Below are 24,010 nucleotides of genomic sequence, written 5' to 3' on the forward strand. Positions count from 1 at the left end.
ATGAAAAATATAACGGTGAAGGGTATCCATATGGACTAAAAGGTGATGAAATTCCAATATGTGCAGCAATAGTTTCTGTTGTAGATGTTTATGATGCTCTACGTTCAGAAAGACCATATAAACGTGCATTTTCTCATGAAGAAGCTATAAATATAATATTAAATGGAGATAATAGAACTAACCCTCAGCACTTTAACCCTGAAGTTTTAAATATACTGAAAAAATACGAAAATGATATTAAAGATTTATGGGATATTATTAATAAAAGATCTTCTAAGTTATTGATTTTGATTAAAAATATTGAAAAACAGAAAAAAAATAGGACATAATCAATAACTATTCTTAAAATAAAAAAGGAAAATTTAAATCTTGTATACCAATATTGCGAAATTGAATTAGTAGAATGTCATAATAAATAATTCCCCGTTACGGGGAATTATTTATTATTTAAAAACTACTCATCTAATAATCTTTTTGCAATTTGATTTGCTTTTTGAGGATTTGCCTTTCCCTTTGTTTCTTTCATAATTTGACCAACAAAAAATCCTAAAAGTTTTGTTTTTCCATTTTTATATTGCTGATATTGTTTAGGATTATTTTCTATTACTCTTTTTACTATTTCTTCAATTATATTATCATCATCAATTTGTTCTAATCCCTTTTCATTCACAATTTCTGAAGGCATTTTTCCAGTTTTAAACATTTCTATAAATATTTCTTTTGCTATTTTAGTTGATATTTTTCCGCTATCCAATAATTTTTCAAGTTCTTCGTAATGTTCAGCTTTTATTCTTACATCCTTTAACTCAAAATTATTTTTATTCATTTCTCTCATTAAATCTGTAATTATCAGATTACTTACAAATTGTGGATTTTTAACATTTTTTACAGCATTTTCAAAGTACTCAGCCAATTCTCTATCTCCGGCAAGAATATCCGCATCATACTTTTTTATTTTGTATTGCTTTACAAATCTTTCAGATTTTTCATCTATCATTTCTGGCATCATATTTTTAATTTCATCTATTTTTTCTTTTGTGATTATAATAGGTGGAATATCAGGTTCTGGAAAATATCTATAATCCGCTTCTTCTTCTTTTGAACGCATGGAAAATGTTGATCTTGTTGAAAAATTCCAGCCTCTTGTCTCTTGAGGTATTCTTTCACCTTTTTCCATTAATTCTATAATTCTTTTTCTTTCATATTCAAGTGCTTTTTCAACAAATTTAAAAGAGTTTATATTTTTTATTTCAACTCTATTACTGTGTATATTTTTCTCTGTATCAGTTATTGATATATTTGCATCACATCTTAAAGCACCTTTTTCCATATCTCCAGAAGAAATTTCAGCATATCTCAGTATATTTCTCAATTTTTCCATGAATTTTCGTGCCTCTTCAGGAGATTCAATATCAGGTTCTGTAACTATTTCTATTAAAGGTATACCGCTTCTATTATAATCAATATAGCTATAAGACGCATTTTCCAGATTCTCTCCTTCATGAAACATTTTCCCAGAATCTTCTTCGAGATGCATACGTCTAATACGTATTTTTTTCCCATCTACTTCTATATACCCATTATTTGCAAGTGGATAAAAGTATTGGGTAATTTGATATCCTTTTGGAAGGTCTGGATAAAAATAATTTTTTCTATCAAATCGTGAAAATTTATTTATTTTTGCATTTAATGCTAATGCAGCCTTTATTCCAAGATTTAAAGCTTCTTCATTAAATATTGGCAATGCGCCAGGTTGCCCGGTACAAACAGGACAAATATTGGTATTAGGTGAGCTTTCAAAGGCATTAGCAGAACACAAACAAAATGCTTTTGTTTTAGTTAATAATTGAGTATGTATTTCAAGTCCTATTGTTGTTTTGTATTTCATTTAAAGCACCTCCGGTAAATCAAGTATACCAAAAATATTTTCAAGCTGTTTTGCCGCTCTTAGTAATTTAGCATCTTCAATAGGTTTTGATATAAGATGAATTCCAAAGGGTAAATTGTCTATTTTTCCTGAAGGGATGCTAATAGCTGGTGCTCCAATCATATTTGCAGGAATTGTAAATAAATCCATTAAATAATATTGCAAAGGTGATTTTAATTCTCCGAATTTTGGAGGTAGTATTGGTGATGTAGGAGTTAATACAGCATCATAGTTTTCAAATATCTTTTCAAAGTCATTATTCAATAAATTTCTTATTTTAGCTGCTTTTGCATAATAGGCATCATAATATGCTGAACTTAGTGTAAAAGCTCCCATGAATATTCTTCTTTTTACTTCCATTCCAAACCCATTATCCCTTGTTTTCATATATGTGGTTTTAATGGTTTTTTCTTCCTTTCTTAATCCAAATCTTATTCCATCATACCTTGAAAGGTTAGAACTTGCTTCTGATGGAGCAATAATGTAATATATAGAAACAGTATACTTTAAATGAGGAATAGATACTTCTTCCACTATTATTCCAGCATTTTTTAAAGATTTTATATTATCTTTAAACATATCTAATACTTTTTTATCTATTCCCTCTAATTCAAATATTTCTTTTGGTATTGCAAGTTTTAATCCTTCAATTTCTTTATTCAGATTAGAGGTTAAATCCCATTTTATATCCAATGTAGTTGAATCATTTTCATCCCTTCCGCTCATAATTTCTGCTACAATAGCAGCATTTTCTACATTTCTTGACAATACACCTATCTGATCCAGCGATGAGGCAAATGCTGATAATCCATATCTTGAAATAGCTCCATATGTGGGTTTAAATCCAACTATACCACAGAATGAAGCTGGTTGTCTGACAGAACCACCTGTATCAGATCCTAAAGCAAAAGGAACTATTTTTGCTGCTACTACCGCAGCTGAACCACCGCTGGATCCTCCAGGAATTCTTTTTAAATCCCATGGATTTTTTACTGCACCAAATGCTGATGTTTCATTTGACCCTCCCATTGCAAATTCGTCTAAATTTGTCTTTCCCATAACTGTAAATCCAGCATTTAATAATCTTTCAACAGCTGTTGCTGTATAAGTTGAATTATAGTTTTCAAGTATTTTTGATGCACAGGTGTTTTTGGTTCCTTTTACCTGTATGTTATCTTTTACCAAAAATGGTGTAGAATAATATTTCCCGTCTTTATTCCCGTCTATTCTGGTAAATTCTATAATAGCATTTATTTTATTATTTATCTTTTTCGCTTTTTCTAAATCAAAGTTAAAGTTTTTCATAAAGCGCCTCCTTATTACCATCTTGTTGTTATATTAATTCCACCTACTTTAGGAATTAAATCCAACCTTTTTAGAATTTCACGTTTATCTTCTGTCAAATATATTCTGGATATCTGAATTAAATTGCTCTCCATGAATTTATAAGCAGGATATCTTTCAAATACTTCATCAAAACCTAAAATATCCCCATTGTAATCAAGAATTGAAACATCTGTTGATAAAAATTCTTTTGGATGCATTAATGCAAGTTTATATGGGGTGTCTATTACAAATAAATTTTCAAAATTATCCATAATATAGGAAAGTTCTAATTTATCTTCTTTATCTATATTGGAATTGATTGTAGCTTTTATATTATTTTTTAATTGTTTTAAAACATTTTCTGCTACACTTACACTAATTACTGAAGGATCTAAACCCGTAGTTGAAAATGGTATCTCTATTAGTAATTTCCACAGGTCTCTTGATTTTAACCTCTTTACAAGATTATATGCTTTTGCGATTTTATCAGCTTTCTGCATCAATTCGGGATTAATTAAATTGTTTCTGCCTTTTTCATATACCTGTTCATATATAATTTCTATTTCATTAATTATTCTTTGATCAGTTAATGATGTAAATTTATCTAAATCTTTAACCCTTGATTTTAAGTCTAAAATATCATCTGCAAGACGTAATATTTCCTGAATCATTTGGTCAGCTGCTCTGGATGTTTTATGAAAATAAACATTTTTATACATCATGAATCTTGCAAACAAAACAGTATATATATTATCTATAATCTTTATGTTATAACATAATTTCTCTTTGTTTTTTTCTTTTTTTATAAATGCATTTCGTATTATTCTATCAAGATCACCTGTTCCAAAATCTCTTGTACCAGCGTAGTATGAGTCTCTTAAAACAAAATCCAATCTATCTGCTCCAAGAGGTCCCTGAACTATGTTGAATTCTGGGCTTCCGCCAGTATTTTCGGCTTCAAATAATTCATTTATCATGTTCATAATATATTTTAAAGCTTCTTTTATATCAGCTTCTTCATCTTTTATTTCCTTTTTTACTGTTAATGATAAATCTTTTAAGAAATCATTTTTTGTTCTTGCATCATTTAATTTTTTATATACATTGTATGTTTGATCAATTAATTTTGTATTGAGTATTTTTTTTCTATATTCATCATGTCCATCCTTTAGTCCCATTCGTTTATAAATTACATCATCAAATTGGTGACTGTATGGCCCATGCCCCAGATCATGTAATAATCCTGCTAATCTTAATATTCGCGTTTTTTGATGATTATTTTCAAAAAGTTTTTTTGCGTATAACCCTGCTATATGCATAACGCCCAAAGAATGTGAAAATCTTGTATGTGTAGCGCTTGGATATACGTATTCCGCACCAGCCAATTGACTTAAATATCTTAGTCTTTGCACCAGTGGGGTATCTGCTATAACTATTTCCAGAGGATATATAAAGATTTCAGAATAAATGGGATCTCTGGAAACTTTAAAATATAATTTTTCCATAATTTAACCCCCTATTATAAATTGAATATCAAAAATTAATAACCATATAAATGAAATTAATATTAATATTAAACTGATGTAAGCGGATATTTTCCACTTTTTATATGATGTATATGTATCTGAAACAGATGTGAGCCATCCAAATGTAAATCCAGTAATTAGTCCTCCAATATGTGCGAAATTATTTATTCCAGATGAGGTAAACCCTAAAAAAAGGTTTATTATAATTACAGGTAATAACGCTGTTCCTGTCATTGGCTTCATCATAGGTGGGGTATCTTCTCTGAAACCTGCCCCAAATAGCAAACCAATTAAACCAAATATTGCACCACTTGCTCCAACAGAAAATGCATCCGGCATAAATATCTGCGTTAACAACGAGCCGCCAATTCCAGATGCAAGGTATATGGTTATAAATTTATAAGGTCCATATACCCTTTCAACAATATTTCCAAGATAATATAATGCATACATATTAAAGGCTATATGCAGAAAACCGCCATGAACGAACATGGACGTAATAAATCTAAAATATTGATGTGATATGGTAATTAATTTACCATATTGTGCTCCTGCAAAAATTAAGGTATATACATTTGAAAATGCACGAAATCCACCGCCAAATACGAACATCATAACAAAGACCAGAATATTTATAGTAAAAATTTTTTGTGTTATGTTATCAAAATCAAAGATTTTTTTAATAAATTCCATTTCTCCACCTCGTTTTAATTATACTTTTGTGACAATTTAATCATTATCTTGAATGGTACATTGCTGCTGCAGACGCACCTAAAATACCTGCGTCTTCTACAAGAGTAGACAACATCACTTTAAAGGTATTTTTGAAAGATGGCATTAAATATAAATTAGTTTTTTCTCTTATAGGATTAAGTAAGTCTCTTCCAGCTTTGCTCATTCCCCCTCCAATTACAACCATTTCCGGATTGAATATGTGAGCATAATTTGCAATAGCTTTTGCAAGAGCATCAGTAATTTTATCAACAACCATTCTGGCTACAGGATCATTTTCTTTTAAAGCCATAAAAACATGTTTTGATTCTATTTTTTCAATATCGCCAGCCAATTCTACGATTTTATTATTTGGTATTTTTATAGAAAATTCTTTTGCCCATCTTGCAGTATTTTTAGCTGATGCAATCGCCTCAATACAACCTCTTGAGCCGCAACCACATAATGGCCCATCTGGATCGATTATAACATGTCCTAATTCAGCCCCGATTCCATCTTTTCCTGTAATCAAAAATCCATGCGAAATAACGCCTCCTCCTATGCCAGTGCCTAAAGTTAATGCGACGAAATGTTTTAATCCCTGTGCAGAACCAAAATACCACTCACCAAGTGTAAATGCATTTGCGTCATTTTCAACAAATGCAGGTATTTTAAAAGTATCTGATACTACTTTTGCTAGTTTGAAATTATGAAATGGTAAATTAGGAGAATATCTGACAATTCCCGCATCTCTGTCGATAGAACCCGGAGACCCTATTCCTATTCCTTCTATTTTATTTATGTTATCTCCTGCAACAATTTCTATACTCTTTAATATATTTTCTACAACTTTTTCAATACCTTTATTTGTTTCAGTTGGAATAGAAACTTTATTTATGATACCTTTAGCTTTTGAAACAAGTCCAGTTTTTATTTCAGTTCCTCCTAAATCAATCCCTATTAAATACATATTTTCTCTCCTTTCTTAATCTATTAATTATAATTTTAACATAAATTTATAGTATAATAAAATAAAATATACAAATTGAGGTGATTTTATGAATATTGGTATTATTGTTGCTGCAGGGAAAGGTAAAAGGACAAACCTTTCTTATCCTAAACAATTTTACCAGATTTTAGATAAAAGTTTGTTAAGAATTACATTAGAAAAATATGAAGATTCTAATTTAATAGATAAAATTGTTGTTGTTGCTAATGAAAAATATATGGAAGAGACGAAAAAGGAATGTTATAATATTAACAAATTGTGTGGTATAATAGAGGGGGGGGAGTCGAGACAGAGTTCTGTATACAATGCTTTAAATTTTCTATATAATAAATTTGGATTTAAGGTTTCTATAGTTTCAATTCACGATGCTGCAAGACCTTTTATTTCTATAAATAAAATTGATGAAAGTATAAAGGTAGCCAAAAAGTATGGGTCTGCTGTATTGGCATTATCTGAAAAAAATTCTTTATCTCGTGTTGTTGATAATGTAATTGACAAAATATTGGATAGAAATGAGGTATATTTACATCAAACTCCTCAATGTTTCGATTTTCAAAAGTTATATAAAGCATATACAAATTTTGAGAATGAACTTAAAGGTTTTACTGATGATGCCAGTATTTTTCATAAAGCGGGAAATTTTGTGAGAGTAATATCAGGAGAAGAATATAATATAAAAATAACAACGGAATTCGATTTAAAATTTGCAAAATGGTTAATAAAGGAAGGTAAAATAAATGTTTAAAATTGGGGCGCATATGAGTACATCTAAAGGATTTCACAATGTTCCACAGGCAACAAAAAAAATAGATGGTAATATTTTTCAAATATTTTCCCATAATCCCAGAACATGGAAAGTTAAATATCCTAAAGATGAAGATATACAGGAATTTAAAAAACAAATGAAAAAGTTTAATATATCTTTTGATGATGTGTTAGTTCATTCTGGTTATTTAATTAATCTTGCAACACCAAATGATGAAAATTGGCAAAAGTCCATAAATTTAATAAAAGAAGAATTGAAAATTACCATATCTCTTGGAATAAAACATTTTAATGTTCATCCGGGTTCGCATCTTGGAGAAGGGGAAGAATTTGGCTTTGATAGAGTTGCAAAAGCTCTGGATATAATATTAGAAGATTTGAATAATACAGACGTAATAATATTACTTGAAAATGTAGCTAAAAAAGGTGGAAATATTGGCTGGAATATGAAACAACTTGGTGAAATAATAAAAAGATGTAGTTTTCCATATAAAATAGGGATAACATATGATACTTGTCATGGTTTTGATTCAAATTATGATATTAGAGATAAAGAGGGTGTGGAAAACTTATTAAGTGAAATTGAAAATTATATAGGGTTAGAAAAATTAAAAATGATACACTTAAATGATTCGAAGTTTCCGTTGGGTGCAGGCAAAGATAGACATGAATTTATTGGTAAAGGTGAAATTGGAATAAACGGTTTTAAGACTTTCTTTTCTTTTAATGAAATAATTAAAATACCTATGCACTTAGAAACACCAGGTGATGATAAAATGCATGCAAAAGATATAAAAGTGATAAAAAAGATTTTAAATATATAGGAGGGATGGAGTATGACAGATAATTTCGAAATCTTCGATGTTGAAGAAGAAAAACCTCGAAGAAAAAAGAATTATTTAAAAAGAATTTTTTGGCTGGTTGTAGTGTTATTGATTTTGGGTTATTTTAGTACCAGTATTTATCAGGTTGGACCATCAGAAATGGGATTGGTGTTGACTTTTGGAAAATATACCTCGTCAACAGGACCAGGAATACACTGGAGATTGCCATACCCCTTTCAATCACATAGAATTGTTGATATTAAAACATTAAAGAAAATTGAAATCGGATTCAGAACAGTTAATTACAGAGGAAGAGTTGAATATCAGCCCGTTACTGAAGAATCATTGATGATTACAGGCGATGAAAACATTGTAAGTCTTGAAGCTGTAGTTCAATATAGAATTGCTGACCCAGTAAAGTTTGCATTTAGAATTTTAAATGGCTTTGATATGGTGAAATTTGCCACGGAAAGCGTATTGAGAGAAATGGTAGCGATTAATCCAATTGATAATGTTTTAACTTCTGAGAGAGATAGAATTGCGATGGAAACGGCAGCAAAAGTGCAAAAAATACTGGATGAATATGGTGCAGGGATTAAGGTAGAAAATGTTTATTTGCAAGAAGTAGCTCCACCCGATGAAGTTGTAAAGGCTTTTGATGATGTTAATAGTGCGAAGCAGGATAAGGAGAAATTTATAAATGAAGCGAATAGATATGCAAATGATGTAATACCAAAAGCACAGGGACAGGCACAGAAAATTTTAAGAGATGCAGAAGCTTATTCATATGAAAGAGTAGCAATAGCAACTGGTGAGGCAAAGAGATTTAAAGCAATGTTAAAAGAATATAAAGCAGCTAAAGATATTACAGAAAAAAGAATTATCCTGGAAGCTATTCAAGATTTGATTCAAAATTCAAAAGAAAAAATTATTGTGGATAGTCCGAATACTCTTAAATTACTTAACTTACCTGAGATAGGTGGTGGTACAAAATGAAAAAAACAACAAAATCAATCATTTTGAGTTTAATAGCAATTATTGTAATATTATTTATTTATACATCATTATTTATTGTTAATCAGGAGCAACAAGCAGTAGTACTTAGATTTGGTGAAATTAAAAAAATTGTTACGGAACCTGGTATAAGTTTTAAAACACCATTTATAGATAATGTGGTAAAATTTGAAAAAAGGCTTATGTTATATGATATAGATCCTGAAAGAATCATTACAGCTGATAAAAAAACAGTTATAGTTGATACATACACTATATGGAGAATAAATGATCCCAAGACGTTTATAGAAAGTATGAGATCGGTACAGTTGGCCTTAACAAGAATAGATGATGTTGTTTATTCAAATGTAAGGGATTTAGTAGCTAAATATACATTAAATGAAGTATTATCCAAAAAAAGGGAAGAAATGTTGACAGAAATCACAAAAAGAAGCAGTGAGAATTTAAAACAGTTTGGAATTGAGATTGTTGATGTTAGGGTTAAAAGAACAGATTTGCCTCCAGATATATCCAAATCTGTATATAATAGAATGATGGCTGAAAGATATTCAATTGCAGCTCAAATAAGAGCTGAAGGACAAAGAGAATCAGAAATTATCAAAGCAGAAGCAGATAAAAAAGTCAAAATAATATTATCAGAAGCACAAAAAAATGCTGAGATAATACGTGGTACAGCCGATGCAAGCGTTATAGCAATTTATGCAGATGCATACAACGCGAGTCCAGAATTTTTTGAATTAAAGCGAATAGCAGATATATATAAGGATTCATTTAAAGATAATATTTTATTATTATCACCTGATTCACCAATACTAAAATATTTGTATGAGGAGAAATAAATGAAAAATAGCATTTTAATTGTTGTGTTGTTATTATTGTTTTTATTAAGTTCATGTTTTTATCCACAAAAAAGAGTAGAGATAAAAATTGAAGGTGACATTGTGTCACCTTCTTTTCCCGTTAAAATAACTGCAAATATAGATAATTACAAATTAAAATTTTTTGATGATCAAGGATATGAAATAACTTTTAATAAGAAAGGAAATTTATATTATTTTACCGATTTAAAAAATGGAAAAAATACGGTGACAATAAAATTATTTGTAGATAATAAGGAAATTTATAAAAAATATATAATTTTATATTTTGATAATATTGCTCCAGATATTGTTTTTTTTAATTATTATATTAAAAGTGGGAATTTAAATATAACAGCATCTTCACCTGCTACAGATTTAAAAGAATTTATATTGGAAGGGAACAATAAAAAATATACATTTAATATAAGTTTAAAAATACCATTAGAAAAAAATAGTGGAGTACTTGAATATAAGTTATATGCAGTGGATAAATATAATAATAAGTCAAAAGATAAAATAATTAAAATAAATACAGATATTGATGAAAAACCAAAAATTTTGAATAACAATCTAAAAATATCATTATTTGGAAAAACAAATATAAAGGTTTCAGACGATTGGACACCAGATGAAGATTTGAAAATAATTCTAAAAACAGGAAAAAACATATATTCGTTAATTAATATAGATGAGGTTTTATTGGATGGTTCAAAAGAGGCAACATTAATAGTTATTGATAATGGTGGAAATTATAGTAAAAAAAGGATGAATGTTGAATTAGAAAAAAACATTCTACCTATTGCAACAGGTAATCCAAAGTTAATAGATTTTTCGGTTGATACATTTGGTTGGAATTATGAAACGAATGTTGATTCATATATTGTTGAAGTTCCATATAAGTATGGATGGAAACAGGCATTAGATACAAAAGCAGCATATGCCAGATTAACCAATGCTAATATAGCAATGATAAGAAAAAAAAGTAAATACGGAACATTGAGTTTTCCATCTCAACCAACGATAAGATTTTCTGGAACTTTTGTTCATCTTGTAAGAAATATCCTTGATTCTTCTGAAGAGAATTTATATTTGCCGCAAATAAATTCCGAGTTTTTAATAGGGGGAGAAACTACACTTGGAGAAAAAAGTGTGGTTATGGTTGAATCTGGAAGTGTCTTGAAATTTGTGTCAAATTCAAAATTAATAATAAAAGGTTTATTTTTTATTATGCCAGGAGCTGGGAAATCTCTTATTAGCGGGAATGGAGAAATTATTGTTGATGGAGGAATTTTCATAGCTTCAAAAACGATTTTTGATAATGTTAAAATAATAGGAAATAAAGCTAAATTAATCTATTTAGAAGATTCCGAATTTTTAGATGGTACAGATTTGTTATCTGTAAATGATTTCAGAATTTGTTTATATAATACATTGGGATATAAAAGTGATTTAAAATTTCACAATACAGAAGAAGTGTATATAAAAGATAGCACATTTAACATATTAACATTTGAAAATGTTAATATGTTTCAATCTGATTTATCTTATTTTAATACTTTAAATATAAATGGATTAACAAAAATTCTCTTAAATAAAACAAATACCTCTAATCTAAGACAGAGCAGATTCTCATGGTCAAAGATCATGAATTCAAACATTGAAAAAATGGAAGTTTCGGATTATTCAAGGAGTATATTATTTCAAACAAATATAGCTACACTTACTACAAATACAGGTGTGGTGATTAAATGAAAGTTGATATTGAAACCCTTTTTAAAGAATTAAGTCTTAAATCTCCAAATAAATTTCATTTACCAACACATGGAACAACATTTCTTTTAGAAATAGCAAAATTGTTGAAAACAGAAAAAGTAATATTAGAATTTGGATCAGGAATAGGAAGTATTTCGATTGCATTAGCTAAAATCTATAATAATATAAAAGTAACAGGTTTTGAGATTCAAAAAGAGCCATATATTTATTCTGTGAATAATTTAAAGAGAAATTTTTTGGAAAGTAGAGTAAATTTCATAAATGACGATATATACAATATTACGAAATATGTTAAAAGAGAGTCTGTGGATTGTATTATTACAAATCCACCCCATTACTCAGAAAAATCATTAAAAAGCCCATATAATGATAGAAAAACAGCAAGAACTTTTAATGAAAAAAATCTTGAAAAGTTTTTTTATGCAGCATATTATGCTTTGAAAAATAAAAAAAGAATGATTTTTGTATATCATCCCACATATTTTGTAACCTTTTTAAATATGGCTCAAAAATACAGGTTTTCATTACAGGAAATATATATTGCATATGGAAATAAAAATAAAACTGCGCAATTAATAGGTGGGATATTAAGAAAAAACGGGGGAGAGAATTTAAAAATAAATCCACCAGTATTTTTAAAAAATAGCAATGAATAAAGGAGGAAACTATGTTAATAACTTTTGAAGGTATAGAAAGTTCTGGAAAATCTACTTTATCTAAAAAGTTAGCAGAATATTTTAAATTGAAAAAATATAATGTTATATGGAACAGAGAACCAGGTGGAACTGAGCTTGGCGAAAAGATCAGGGAGTTGTTATTGGGAGATTATAATATATGTCATATAAGTGAGGCATTGTTATTTGCAGCGAGTAGAGCACAATTGGTGGAGGAATTAATAAAACCAAATATGGAAAAAATTATTATTTTAGATAGATTCGTAGACTCATCTATAGTATATCAGGGATATGCCCGCGAATTAGGTTGGAAAGAAGTTTTTGAAATAAATAAACATGCATTAGATGGTATTATCCCGGATTTAACAATTGTTGTTGATATATCTGTTGAAACATCTTTTAAGAGAATGAAAAATAAGAAAAAAGATAGGATCGAAAAGGAAAATAAAGCTTTTTTTGAAAAGGTTAGAAATGGATTTTTAAGGTTAAAAAATTGGTTTCCCGAAAGAGATATTGAAATAATTAATGGCGAATTGGATTTGAATGAAGAATTTGATATATTATTGAAAATAATAAAAAAATATATATAAACAAAGAAACAACCCGCGATATCTGGGTTGTTTCTTTTTATAAAGAGCTTTTTAAAAATCAATTTCTACTGGTATTAATGTTGCATATTCTGAGTCAGTATAACTGGATAATATACTATATTGCTCATATCCTTCTGGGACAATTATATCAAGAACATAAGGTCCAAAATCTCCTGCATTTTCTGGATATCCTCCAAGTGTCCATTGAGTATTTTCTGGAGTTACAGCTCTATAATGATCTGCTCCATAACCATCCTGAGAACCAACCATAAAATATGCATAAATTCTATTATCTTTTATTTCAAGGAATTTTTTCATTACAATTACAGTTATAATTTTTTCTCCAGGATCAGCTTCCACCTGAACACCTTCTGGAATTTCCTGACCATCAACTGTAGCAAGCAATTGACCATATGATGGCCATCCAGCAACCTTTATAAAATAATCCCATGGATGTTTTTTATCAAATTGGACTCTTGCGCCATCTTTATATGTTTTTGTTAATCCTCCATTTTTCGTATCAAGGTATATATTAATTAGTTGATGTGAAAAACCTTTTGGAGCTCCCCATGGATTTGTCATTTCTCCAAATTTGAATTTGAATACAATTGAATCATCTGCATCATATACTTTTACCCACTCTATATCCCATAAACCTTTAAATGGTTTAAAAGCATTGTCCTTTGGATAAATATATCCACCCGGACCATCTTCATCACCAACAGGATCCTTAAAGGTCTTTATTAATTTTCCACCAATCTCTTTTGGTATTGTTATGTGGACAGGACCTGAATTTGGAGCAAAATCAACGTCTTTAGAGTTATTTTTTTCTGTATGAGCCATAACAACTGCAAGATTGAATTCATCTCCGCTTTTAATTCCAATTAAATCAAATGGTATTTTAAATTCTACTATATTTCCATTAACTGCTATTAAATCCGGAACCTTTCCACCTATCATCCAGCGCTCTGTGCCACTTGCATTATAATAATATAGGTCTTTTCTTGCCGGGTACTTTTGTATATTAAAACTAAATCTTTTTGCAAGTGCAAAACCCAGATCAGTTATTTTTTCTCCAGATTTTGAATAGGCAGTTTTTGTATTTAGACGTTTTGCATTTGGAGTATCGGTATAAATTTCAAGTTTGTAGTATTTTCCCGCTAAATCATCGATAGATTTTTTTAATTCAATAGCTACATATATGTTTGCATTATCCCTTCCTACATAAAAGCCTGAAATCAAATCCCCTTCTTTGTACATTACGCCAGAATCATCATCTGAATAATATGCGCTTTTCGTCATTTCTTTTTCATCAATAATTCCATCTAAAGTAATTTCTACTTTTCCAATATTTCCTTTTGAAGCAGTAGATGGTTTCTTATTTGCTATGAATAAATATCCAGGAATTTTTTCTTCTGAAATACCTACTTTTCTATAAATCTGTATTAATAATTTTTTGAATTGCATATCAAATAATACTTCATTTGAACCTGCATCCTGGTCACTTCCATACCACCAAAACCAGTCACTACCTTCTGCTGCATATAATATGTCAAGAGCTTTTTTAAATTCTTTTTCTGTTAATTTATCTTTATTTTCCATTAAAACTTTTCTGGCTTGAGCTAATCTTTCCCATCCTTCATTTTCTTCTTTTTCACCATACCATGTATCTAAACTTCCTCCTACCCATGAACCTTTTGGTAATTGAGTTAATTCATCTTTAATATCATAACTTTCTATATATTCACCTGGAGTTACCAATTCTATATACGGATCATTTGATAAAGCCTGATAAAATAGTTTTCTAAAATCATTTCCATTATTAGGATAATGTTCCCAGGCATTTTCTCCATCAAGAGCAATTGTAACAACCATATCTCCCACATCATTCATCTTTTGAATTTTATGCAAGGCACTCAAAAAGTCTTTAATTGCATTTTCTTTTGACATATTTGAATATTTAAATCCAATTCTATCAGATAAGTCGGTATCTCTAAAAAATACTATAACACTTTTCCCATCCACCGTTACTTTATATGGTTTATATAATTGTTTGGGATCTCCTGTATTAATTCCTGCCTTTTGTAATATCTGTTTATCTGTTATTATCCATTTTATTCCATCGTCTGCAAACATAGGGACAAGAGGTGTGCTTACAGCCTGCTCTGAAGGCCACATACCTTCTGGTTTTTTGCCAAATATTTTTGTGAAATATTCTAAACCTCTTTTGATTTGTGCTTTTGCATCTTCAGGCCATCCCATATCAACCAATAAAGGGAGTATTGGATGATAATATGGTGTTGTAGTTATTTCTACCTTTCCTTCATCCCACAATTTTTTATATTTATCCACTATTTCAGACATAATTTCATATTGTTTTGATATTACATATTTCAAATCTTCTTTTGTATAATCTCTATCTTTTTCCATTAATGCTTTCAACTTTTCATCTGAATTTATATACTCTATATTTATCCAGTATAGATTCCATACCACTTTTAAATCCAACCAATCTTGGGAAGTAAATTTTTCATTTTTATCTCTTTTTTCTCTTAATTCTTTATATCTTGGGTGAGAATCAATAAATTGTGGATTTATATCAAAAAAATGCCATTTTACAAATTCTTTTTCTTTATCAGTTAAATTATCTTTTAAAGAAAGTTCCAAATATTTATCTTTAGCATTATTATTAACGTAATCCATTAACTGCATCAAAAGCACTGGTGTAATATTAAATGTAACACTTCCAGAAGTCAAATATTTGTCAACCAAATCTGCCATATATGGATAATCATTTATAGCATGTGCTCTAACCCATGGCATTTCAGCATTTAAACTTCCTGGAATTTTATATGATGGTTGATGATGATGCCATACAATAGCAACTTTTAATGGTTCTTTATTCTCATCACCTTTTGGAATTGAAGATAAAAAGTTTTCAATTGCTTCATCAGAAATGTTTTTTACTTCAGGTGTTTCTGATGAATTTGAAGTTTCTTGTGGTGGAATATCTCTCCATGAAGCAATCTTATCTATTTGCAATTGTTCAGTATCTGTTACTATTAATACTCTATTTGAAATTTCTTCGCCATTTTCATCTTTTTCAACAGTATCCCAATTTCCTCTTGTATATTTGTATTCCAATCTTTTTCCTACTTCAGTATCCAGTGTATAAACAGCTTTATTCCCTTTTCTTTCCATTTCAAGCTGGCCTGGATCCCAATTGTTAAAGTTGCCAACAATATATATAGAATCAGAGATGGGTGTATTTTGTGGAAGATTTACTTCAAATATAACTTTTGCTTTTTCACCTGGTTGAGCTTTTGTTTTTATTTCGGCTGGAACATCTGCCCAACTTTCAACAACATCTTTTATAGTTTTAGTCTCATCAGCAATAACTTTTCTATTTTCAATTTCACCACCATCTTTATCTTTTTCAACAGTCCCCCAATTTCCTCTCGTGTATTTGTATTCAATTTCTGTATCCTTTTCAACATTTAAAACAACTGTTCCAATATTTCCATTTCTTTTTAAAAGATAATTATCATCTTTTGGATTCCAATCATTAAACGATCCAACAATATAAATATTTTCATCTTCTGGAGTATTCTCTGGTAAAGTTACTTCAAAGGTTAATTCAATAAGAGATTCGCTAGTTTTTTCTGCGTTCTCCACATCAGTAGCATTAATTTCAGATTTTATTTCACCTGGTGAAACTTTTTGTTCTGTTTGAGCACTACAACTAATTAAAAATATCGATAAAACTATAAATACAACTACAAAAAAAATCTTAGAGAACTTTTTACTCATAGTAAATGTAACCCCCTTTTAAAATAATATAATTTTTGTGTTTATATATTTATAACAATAACCATTTGAAATTATACACTAATATGATATAAAATTTCAAGTTTTTTATAAATATCATATATAAAAAGCTAAATGAGATTTTTACGATGTCTAAAAAATCAAATTCACTCAGGCAGCTCGATTGCTTATCCTTAAAATTATTCATTCTCAGCCGTCGCATCGATTTTTCATCCATGAAAAAGCTTCACTCAAAAAAACGTCCTGTTTTTTTGACGGCTTTCATTTACGCTTAGATTTTTTAGGTATAAAAAATCTAAGGGAAAAGGAGAGCAATAGCTCAAAGGTTTTTTTATTAAAATCCAATTTTTAATCCAATAACCCACCGTAGGTGTGTTAAGGGCAATCTTCGAGCCTTCGTTTCATTTGAGACTTTTTAGACAACCTATAAGATTTTTATTTTTGAAAAAATTTCATTATGTGGTAAAATTCTTTTAGTTAGATTTTCTTAAAATGAATGGAGGGAAATTTATGGAAATAATCAATAATATAAATAAAATGAAGAACATTAGAAATGAGTTAATAAAAAAAGGTAAAACTATAGGTTTTGTTCCAACTATGGGATATTTGCATAAAGGGCATTTATCTCTTGTAGAGCAAGCAAGAAAAGATAATGATATTGTTATAGTAAGTATTTTTGTAAATCCAACACAATTTGGTCCAAATGAAGATTTTGATAGATATCCGAGAGATATGGAAAGAGATATGGAAATGCTAAAACCATTTAATGTGGATTACATTTTTCATCCATCTGTGGAAGAAATATATCCAGAAAATTATTCAACTTATGTTGAGGAAATAAAATTGACAAAAGTTCTTTGTGGAAAATCAAGACCTGGACATTTTAAGGGTGTAACAACTATTGTTTCTAAATTGTTTAATATTGTAAGACCTACCAGAGCATATTTTGGTCAGAAGGATGCTCAGCAATTTAGAGTTTTAAGAAAGATGGTTAATGATTTAAATATGGATGTCCAGATGATTGAAATGCCTATTATCAGGGAACATGATGGATTAGCAATGAGTTCAAGAAATATCTATTTAAGTAAAGAAGAGAGAATACAGGCACTTGCGTTGAATAAATCATTAAAAAAAGCAAAAGAATTATATGAAAACGGTGAAAAAAGTGCCAAAAAAATTAAAACTGAAATGCAAAAAATTTTTAATGAATATCCTTTAGTAAAGGTTGATTATATTGAGATTGTTGATGAATATACTCTTGAAAATGTTGAAAATATTTCTGATAAAGTTCTCATTGCAGTAGCTGCTTTTGTTGGAAAAGCAAGGTTAATTGATAATATTATTTTGGGATAGGAGGATATAAATGTTTAGAATATCTATGAAGGGGCTGTTGAATTTAGTATCTATTTCTATTTTAGGGATTTTAATAATTGTTATAATTTATTTTTTTCAATTTGATCTGGGGGAAAATATTTCTAACCCTATTACAGAAAGTATAATGAATAATTTAGAAAGTAAAGGAGATTATATTTCTCTATATTTTGAAAATGAAGTAGAAAAATTAAAATTAATGCCAAAACAAATTTCTTATAATTCCACTAAAACATCCAATATACTACAATATTTAAAAAGCAAATTAAAAGAATTTCCAGAATTCGAGGAATTTTTCATAGCAAATTCTGATGGAGAAAGTATTTCAAGTTCAAATATATTTACAAATATTTCGCGATATAGATATTTTCAAGAAATATATACCAATAATAAAAAATGGGCAATTAGTGATATTTTCACTTCTAAAATATCTGGAAATACTGCTATAATAATTGCAGTTGAACACTATGAAAATGGTAAAAAATACATTTTTGGCGGTTCGCTAAACTTAAAAGAATTATTTTTAAGTACAAATGCTTTTAAATTTAAGAAAAAAGGGGAAATATTTTTTGTAGATAATCTTGGTAGTTATTTTAGCGTTAACAATGATGGAAGTATTAATTCCAGTACATTTGCCAAGAATTTTCGAGATAATATAATAAGAGATTTAAAAAATTCAGATGGTTTCATGAAAATAAGTAAAAATAAAAAAGATTATTTGCTTTTTGTAAGCAAAATCGATTATATAAACTGGAAAATGGGGTTTTATGTTGAAAAAAAACTTATATTTCCATCCTTTACAAAATATTATTTAATTGGATTAGGGTTGTTTTTATTCCTGAGCTTTTTGGAAATACTTTTTAATCATATTATATTGAAAAAAAGATTTTATAAATCAATTGATATAATGAAAACAGAATTGAAAAAAATAAATGAAATGAACTTTGATTCTACAATAAATGTAAGAGAACCCATGTTTGTTGATTTTTCGGATAACTTGCAGCTAACAATGGTAAATTTAAAAGAACAATTTAATAGTTTTTCCAGACAGATTAATAATCTGGAAAATAATATAAATAAAACAAGTGCTTTAATTCAGGAAGAAGTATCAAGGATAAATGAAGAAAACAATACTATTGAAAAGCTTTCAAAAACTTTTGAAGCAATATCACAATCTGTATATGATTCACAAAAGGTTTCCGATAATTTTAAAAGCAAATTGAATTCTTATGATAAAGAGCTCGAAAAATTGCGTCATAATCTATTAAAATCAAAGGCTAAAATTCCTTATTTCAATGAATTGATTTCTAAAATAACAGATATTTCTGAAAAAGTAAGTGAATTATCTTTTAGAGCAGAAATATTATCTTTAAATGCCGCTTTAGAAGCATCAAAAGAGAAAAATTCATTAACATTTGCAGTAATTGCATCGGATATGAGAGATATGTCTTATGTACTAAAAGAATATAATTCAAAAACACATTCTCATATTTTTCATATCATTGAAGATTTAAATGAATATAAAAATACATTAGATGAATTATTTAAAACCATAGATTTAAATATTTCTGAAATTAGAACTGTTTCTACAAGCTATAATGATATAGAAAATTTTATTAAAGAATATTCTATATCATCTGCTCAGGTAAAAAATGCACTTAATTTATTAAAGCTTATCATAAATAAAAATAAAAATATTATGGATAGTATAGTAGATAATTTTAAAGATATAGAAAAAAATTATGATGAGTTAAAGAAAATGTTTATTTCAAGAAAAACACCAAAAAACCTTGAAGATATATTTAAAAAATTAGAAGCCATAGAAAAAAAGGAAGAATCAGGAAGTGAAACTAATGAAGAAGAATCCGTTTAAAGAATTAAAAAAAGTAATACTTTTAAAAGAGAAAATTGAATATTATGTTGTTTTTAAAGCAGATGAGATAACTTATGCATTAAAAACAGATAATATAAAAGAGTTTATTCCTGCTTCTGAAAAAAAGGATTTGCCAAATACTCCAGAATTTATTGTAGGAGTGGTAACCCAAAATAATCAACCTATTACATTAATTGATTTAAATAGATTATTAAGTGAAAAATTCCAAGAATACAATAAAGATAATATTATAATAAATTTTGAATTTGAAAAGAAAAATTATGGTTTTTTTACGAATAAAATTATTGATGTAATCCCCGTAGAACAAATGGCGTTAAATGATGTTGGAGATGAAATGCAGGAATTTTATTTTGTTGAAAACACTTTTTCTTTAGAAAATGAAATTGTTTTGATAATCAATGTTGAGAAGATTTTAAAAAATAAATAAAAAAAATAAAATTCCGGCTTTTGCCGGAATTTTTATCTAAGTAATTGTGTAACCTGTTGAGGTAATTGATTAGCTTGAGAAAGCATAGCAGTACCTGATTGTAATAAAATTTGTTGTTTTGTGTATTCGGCCATTTCTTTAGCCATATCAGCATCTCTAATACGACTTTCAGCAGCCGTTAAGTTTTCCTGAGCAACTCCTAAGTTCTTAATAGTATGTTCCAACCTATTCTGAGAAGCCCCTAATTTTGCTCTAAATGCAGATACTCTATATACTGCAGCGTCGAGAGCGCTAATTGCAAATTCTGCATCACTTTGTGAACTTATCTTTACATTAGAGGAAATCCCCAAATCATCTGCCTTCATACTTTCAAAACCTAAAGTAATAATCTGACCTTCATTTGCACCAATATGGAATTTTATAGGATCGACATTTGACGTAACAATACCATATACAGCTACAGAACCACCATCAACTTTGGTTCCCGAAGCCAGAGTTCCACCATAATCATTTATTTTAGCAATTTGGTTTGAATCCCATGTAATACCAATAGTTGCTGACCCCCCACTTAATGTAACAGCTATTCTTGAACCGGATAAAGTTACATTTGCAATTGTAACCTGAGCAACTCCATTTGAATCAATTCTTGAAATTTTTATATCTAATTGTGATGTTGCGCCACCTCTAAATTGTCCAACTTCAATAATAAAGTTACCACTTGTTGTGATGTTTGATGAATATGCTCCAACTGCGAAGTGAGCGGAACCTGGAGCAACAATTTTAGCTTCAGCTGTTCTTGTTCCTTTAATTGAACCATCTAATAAGTTTTTTGTATTAAACTGTGTAGTTTTTGCAATTCTGTTAATTTCATCTCTTAATTCCTGAAATTCATTTTGTAATTGATCTCTATCTGCATCGGTATTTGTTTCTGTTGAGGATTGGACAGCTAATTCTCTCATACGTTTTAATATTGAATGCACCTCATTAAGCGCACCTTCAGCAGTTTGAATCATTGATACAGCGTCTTGAGCATTTTTAATAGCTTTATCGAGACCTTTTATCTGGTTTCTCATTTTTTCTGAAATAGCCAATCCAGCAGCATCATCAGCAGCTCTATTAATTCTTAAACCAGAAGAAAGTTTTTCTAAAGTTTTACCCATACTTCCTTTTACGTTGGATAAAGTTCGCCATGCATTTAAGGCTTCCATGTTGTGATAAATCCTCATAAGTTACACCTCCGTGTTTATGTTATTTGGTTTTAAAATTGATAGTATAAGGTATACTTTCAGCAGCATTTGCTCGAGTATTTCCGAATTCATCTTCAATTTGAGAAGGATCTATTTTTATTGTCCAAGTTTGAGAAGAATCGAGTGTTATATTTTCAAGTATTCCGCTATATTTTATAAATTTATTTTTTTGACTGGCTGAAATAGGAATATTTATTATGGTATTTGTTCCAGTTTCAGGAATATTTATGCTAACATTTAAAGATGCTTTTTGTTCTATTTCAGATTCATCATAGAATTCAATAATAATTCTTGGATTAACGATGGGATTGCTAATTTCTAAATTATAAAAATCATATGTATTTTCTTTTGAAAAAACGTCTGTACCTTCAATTGAAATCCTATATAATTTTGGAGGATTTTTCTCTTTCACCAAAACTTCAAAATCTTTGGTTACAGAATAATTACTATCTATATCTTTAACTTTAAGTTGAATATAATTATGCCCTTCTGGAAATTCATAAGAGGTATATTTAAATGTTCTCGTTTGAACAGGATTTGATTTAAACAATTCATTATTATTAATATAAATAGAATATACATAGGTTGCTGGATATGAATATTCCGATTTTATATCAAAATTCACATCAAAATCATTTAATCTGGTGGACTCTGGATCAACGATAATTTTTTCAGGTAAATAATATAAAGTAGTGCTTGCATCTGAATTTTTCTGTATTAAAGAAAAATTTAAGTTAAAATTATTAATAGATTTAGAAACTTTAAAGGTCTTATAAAATTTTTTTGAAAAACTCGTATCGGATTTTGTTATTGTTAATTCGAGTTCATAATTTCCAGAATTTAAAAGCATCTTTTCTGTTTCTAAAATAGTACTATTAGTTGTTATATCCAGTTTTTTATAATCAATACCATCTTTTTTCAATAAAAATTTATAATTTAAATCATTTGAAAAATCATAATTTTTATTAACTAACACTTTGAAAAAAATAGGATCCTTATCAGTTAATAACGATTTATCATCTATTTTTATTTCATTATCAAGATAATCTTTTTTATATATATTGAGAGTAGCAGAAAATTCTTCGATCTTTTCCACATTAAATGTATAATTATTTTCAGTTGAATCTTTTGAAATTAAATTTTTAGCGATTATATTTAAATTATTAATACCATCATTCAAATATATTGGACCATATTTGAATTGTTTTTTTTCGGTAGTAACTTGGGTTATTTCATTATCACCATTGGATATATTAAAAAGATAGGATGCTGGTAAATCATAATTTTCTTTTATATCCATCACAATATATATTGGATCAATAGTTGACAAAGTTGAATTATTTGTTATAATTGGCCCATTGAAATCATTTTTATGAATTTTTGTTATTAAATTAAAAGAAGTATCTATATTTTTAGGATTTAGTTCTACCGTTGTTCTTCCAAACCCATTATTCGTTGTGTCATATACTTCAACAGAGACAATGTGATTTTTCTTTTTTAAAAATATTGGTGTTGATTCAAAAGTTTTGTTTTTTAAAGTACCATTTTCAATTAAAGAATTATCCAAGAATATTTTGTATGAAAAATCACTGCTATATATAATTTTCGGATCAATGGATACAATTATGGAATAATTTCTATATGGATAATATTCGTTATTCTCAATAAAACTCCCATCCTCTACATTTTTGAATTTTAAAGAAGGTTCTAATTCTTTTTTATAATCATAAACATTAATATATAATTTATTTTTACTTGTATGTTCTTCTCCACCGATATTAAAAATACCAATTATTTCATATTTTCCTGGCTCTGTTAATTTATATGTGCCAGATAAAGTGTTTTGATTCAAAGGATTTAAATTAATAGTTTTGATATTCTCAGTGTTTTCAGTATTTATTATTTTTAAATAAGCCTGTCCAATATTTGCAAGGGGAGAATCTATTCTTAATATAATTTCACCTGTTGCATCATTTATATCCTTATTTATCACAGTCTTTGTTTGTGCTGAAAAGGAGATTTCTACAACTATTTTAAATTTTGATTCAACAGGTTTTAAACAGGATGAAAATATGAATAATAATATAATTATCACTATATATAGAACTTTTTTCATAGAATCCCTCCATGGAATAATCTTTCAATTTATCATTCTTTAAAGAAAGAAATTTTCCTAAATAAATATCAAAGATAGAATATTAAAAATAATTAAAAATATACAGTAAAATAAAATTATAAAATTTT

19 protein-coding genes are annotated in these 24,010 nt (G+C 28.4%); 11 read left to right on the forward strand and 8 right to left on the reverse strand.

Annotation, left to right across the window (positions count from 1 at the left end; translation table 11 throughout):
* Positions 1-329, forward strand: a 329-nt coding sequence (locus tag X274_RS05740) for an HD-GYP domain-containing protein (RefSeq protein ID WP_335337577.1), incomplete at its 5' end; no start/stop codon positions are given.
* Positions 330-454: 125 nt separating this feature from the next.
* Here X274_RS05740 and gatB read toward each other — a convergent pair.
* From gatB to X274_RS05765, 5 genes are read right to left on the reverse strand one after another with little or no spacing between them, the layout of a single operon-like run.
* A complete protein-coding gene (gene gatB / locus X274_RS05745; RefSeq protein ID WP_047265865.1) occupies positions 455-1,888 on the reverse strand; it encodes an Asp-tRNA(Asn)/Glu-tRNA(Gln) amidotransferase subunit GatB in 1,434 nt (477 codons plus the stop codon).
* Positions 1,889-3,232, reverse strand: a complete 1,344-nt coding sequence (gene gatA, locus X274_RS05750; RefSeq protein WP_052913195.1) for an Asp-tRNA(Asn)/Glu-tRNA(Gln) amidotransferase subunit GatA — start codon at positions 3,230-3,232, stop codon at positions 1,889-1,891.
* A 14-nt stretch (positions 3,233-3,246) separates the two neighbouring features.
* Entirely contained in the window at positions 3,247-4,758 is a 1,512-nt protein-coding gene (locus X274_RS05755) for an HD domain-containing protein (RefSeq protein ID WP_047265867.1), read from the reverse strand.
* 3 nt (positions 4,759-4,761) lie between these two features.
* The gene (locus X274_RS05760) at positions 4,762-5,472 is read right to left on the reverse strand and encodes a rhomboid family intramembrane serine protease (RefSeq protein ID WP_052913196.1); all 711 of its coding nucleotides are present in this window, start codon (positions 5,470-5,472) and stop codon (positions 4,762-4,764) included.
* Between the two features lie 43 nt (positions 5,473-5,515).
* A complete protein-coding gene (locus tag X274_RS05765; protein ID WP_047265868.1) occupies positions 5,516-6,460 on the reverse strand; it encodes an ROK family protein in 945 nt (314 codons plus the stop codon).
* 88 nt (positions 6,461-6,548) lie between these two features.
* On the opposite strand from X274_RS05765, the gene ispD reads away from it, so the two are divergent.
* Genes ispD through tmk form a run of 7 tightly spaced genes read left to right on the forward strand, consistent with a single transcriptional unit; the run spans position 6,549 to position 12,999 of the window.
* A complete protein-coding gene (gene ispD / locus X274_RS05770; protein ID WP_047265869.1) occupies positions 6,549-7,244 on the forward strand; it encodes a 2-C-methyl-D-erythritol 4-phosphate cytidylyltransferase in 696 nt (231 codons plus the stop codon).
* Positions 7,237-8,088, forward strand: a complete 852-nt coding sequence (locus tag X274_RS05775) for a deoxyribonuclease IV (RefSeq protein ID WP_047265870.1) — start codon at positions 7,237-7,239, stop codon at positions 8,086-8,088. The genes ispD and X274_RS05775 overlap by 8 nt, the downstream gene beginning before the upstream one ends.
* 12 nt (positions 8,089-8,100) lie before the next feature.
* Entirely contained in the window at positions 8,101-9,084 is a 984-nt protein-coding gene (gene hflK / locus X274_RS05780; protein ID WP_084822651.1) for an FtsH protease activity modulator HflK, read from the forward strand.
* Entirely contained in the window at positions 9,081-9,941 is an 861-nt protein-coding gene (gene hflC, locus X274_RS05785) for a protease modulator HflC (RefSeq protein WP_047265871.1), read from the forward strand. Before hflK ends, hflC begins: the two co-directional genes overlap by 4 nt.
* A complete protein-coding gene (locus X274_RS05790; protein ID WP_047265872.1) occupies positions 9,942-11,714 on the forward strand; it encodes a hypothetical protein in 1,773 nt (590 codons plus the stop codon).
* The gene (locus tag X274_RS05795; RefSeq protein WP_047265873.1) at positions 11,711-12,391 is read left to right on the forward strand and encodes a tRNA1(Val) (adenine(37)-N6)-methyltransferase; all 681 of its coding nucleotides are present in this window, start codon (positions 11,711-11,713) and stop codon (positions 12,389-12,391) included. Before X274_RS05790 ends, X274_RS05795 begins: the two co-directional genes overlap by 4 nt.
* An 11-nt stretch (positions 12,392-12,402) precedes the next feature.
* Entirely contained in the window at positions 12,403-12,999 is a 597-nt protein-coding gene (gene tmk, locus X274_RS05800) for a dTMP kinase (protein ID WP_047265874.1), read from the forward strand.
* 51 nt (positions 13,000-13,050) lie between these two features.
* On the opposite strand, the gene X274_RS05805 is transcribed toward tmk, so the two are convergent.
* Positions 13,051-16,809, reverse strand: coding sequence for a glucodextranase DOMON-like domain-containing protein (locus X274_RS05805; RefSeq protein ID WP_052913197.1), 3,759 nt, complete (start codon positions 16,807-16,809; stop codon positions 13,051-13,053).
* A 528-nt stretch (positions 16,810-17,337) separates the two neighbouring features.
* Here X274_RS05805 and panC point away from each other — a divergent pair.
* The 3 genes from panC to X274_RS05820 are packed head-to-tail and all read left to right on the forward strand — an operon-like array spanning position 17,338 to position 20,519.
* On the forward strand, positions 17,338-18,180 hold the full coding sequence (gene panC / locus X274_RS05810) for a pantoate--beta-alanine ligase (protein WP_047265875.1): 843 nt from the start codon (positions 17,338-17,340) through the stop codon (positions 18,178-18,180).
* A 10-nt stretch (positions 18,181-18,190) separates the two neighbouring features.
* Positions 18,191-20,071, forward strand: a complete 1,881-nt coding sequence (locus X274_RS05815; protein WP_047265876.1) for a methyl-accepting chemotaxis protein — start codon at positions 18,191-18,193, stop codon at positions 20,069-20,071.
* A complete protein-coding gene (locus X274_RS05820) occupies positions 20,052-20,519 on the forward strand; it encodes a chemotaxis protein CheW (RefSeq protein ID WP_047265877.1) in 468 nt (155 codons plus the stop codon). Before X274_RS05815 ends, X274_RS05820 begins: the two co-directional genes overlap by 20 nt.
* A 32-nt stretch (positions 20,520-20,551) precedes the next feature.
* Here X274_RS05820 and X274_RS05825 read toward each other — a convergent pair whose 3' ends face one another.
* Positions 20,552-21,745, reverse strand: coding sequence for a flagellin N-terminal helical domain-containing protein (locus X274_RS05825; protein ID WP_047265878.1), 1,194 nt, complete (start codon positions 21,743-21,745; stop codon positions 20,552-20,554).
* 22 nt (positions 21,746-21,767) lie between these two features.
* Entirely contained in the window at positions 21,768-23,882 is a 2,115-nt protein-coding gene (locus X274_RS05830; RefSeq protein ID WP_047265879.1) for a hypothetical protein, read from the reverse strand.
* Between the last annotated feature and the right edge of the window lie 128 nt (positions 23,883-24,010).

Source organism: Marinitoga sp. 1155 (assembly GCF_001021175.1).
Lineage (GTDB): Bacteria > Thermotogota > Thermotogae > Petrotogales > Petrotogaceae > Marinitoga.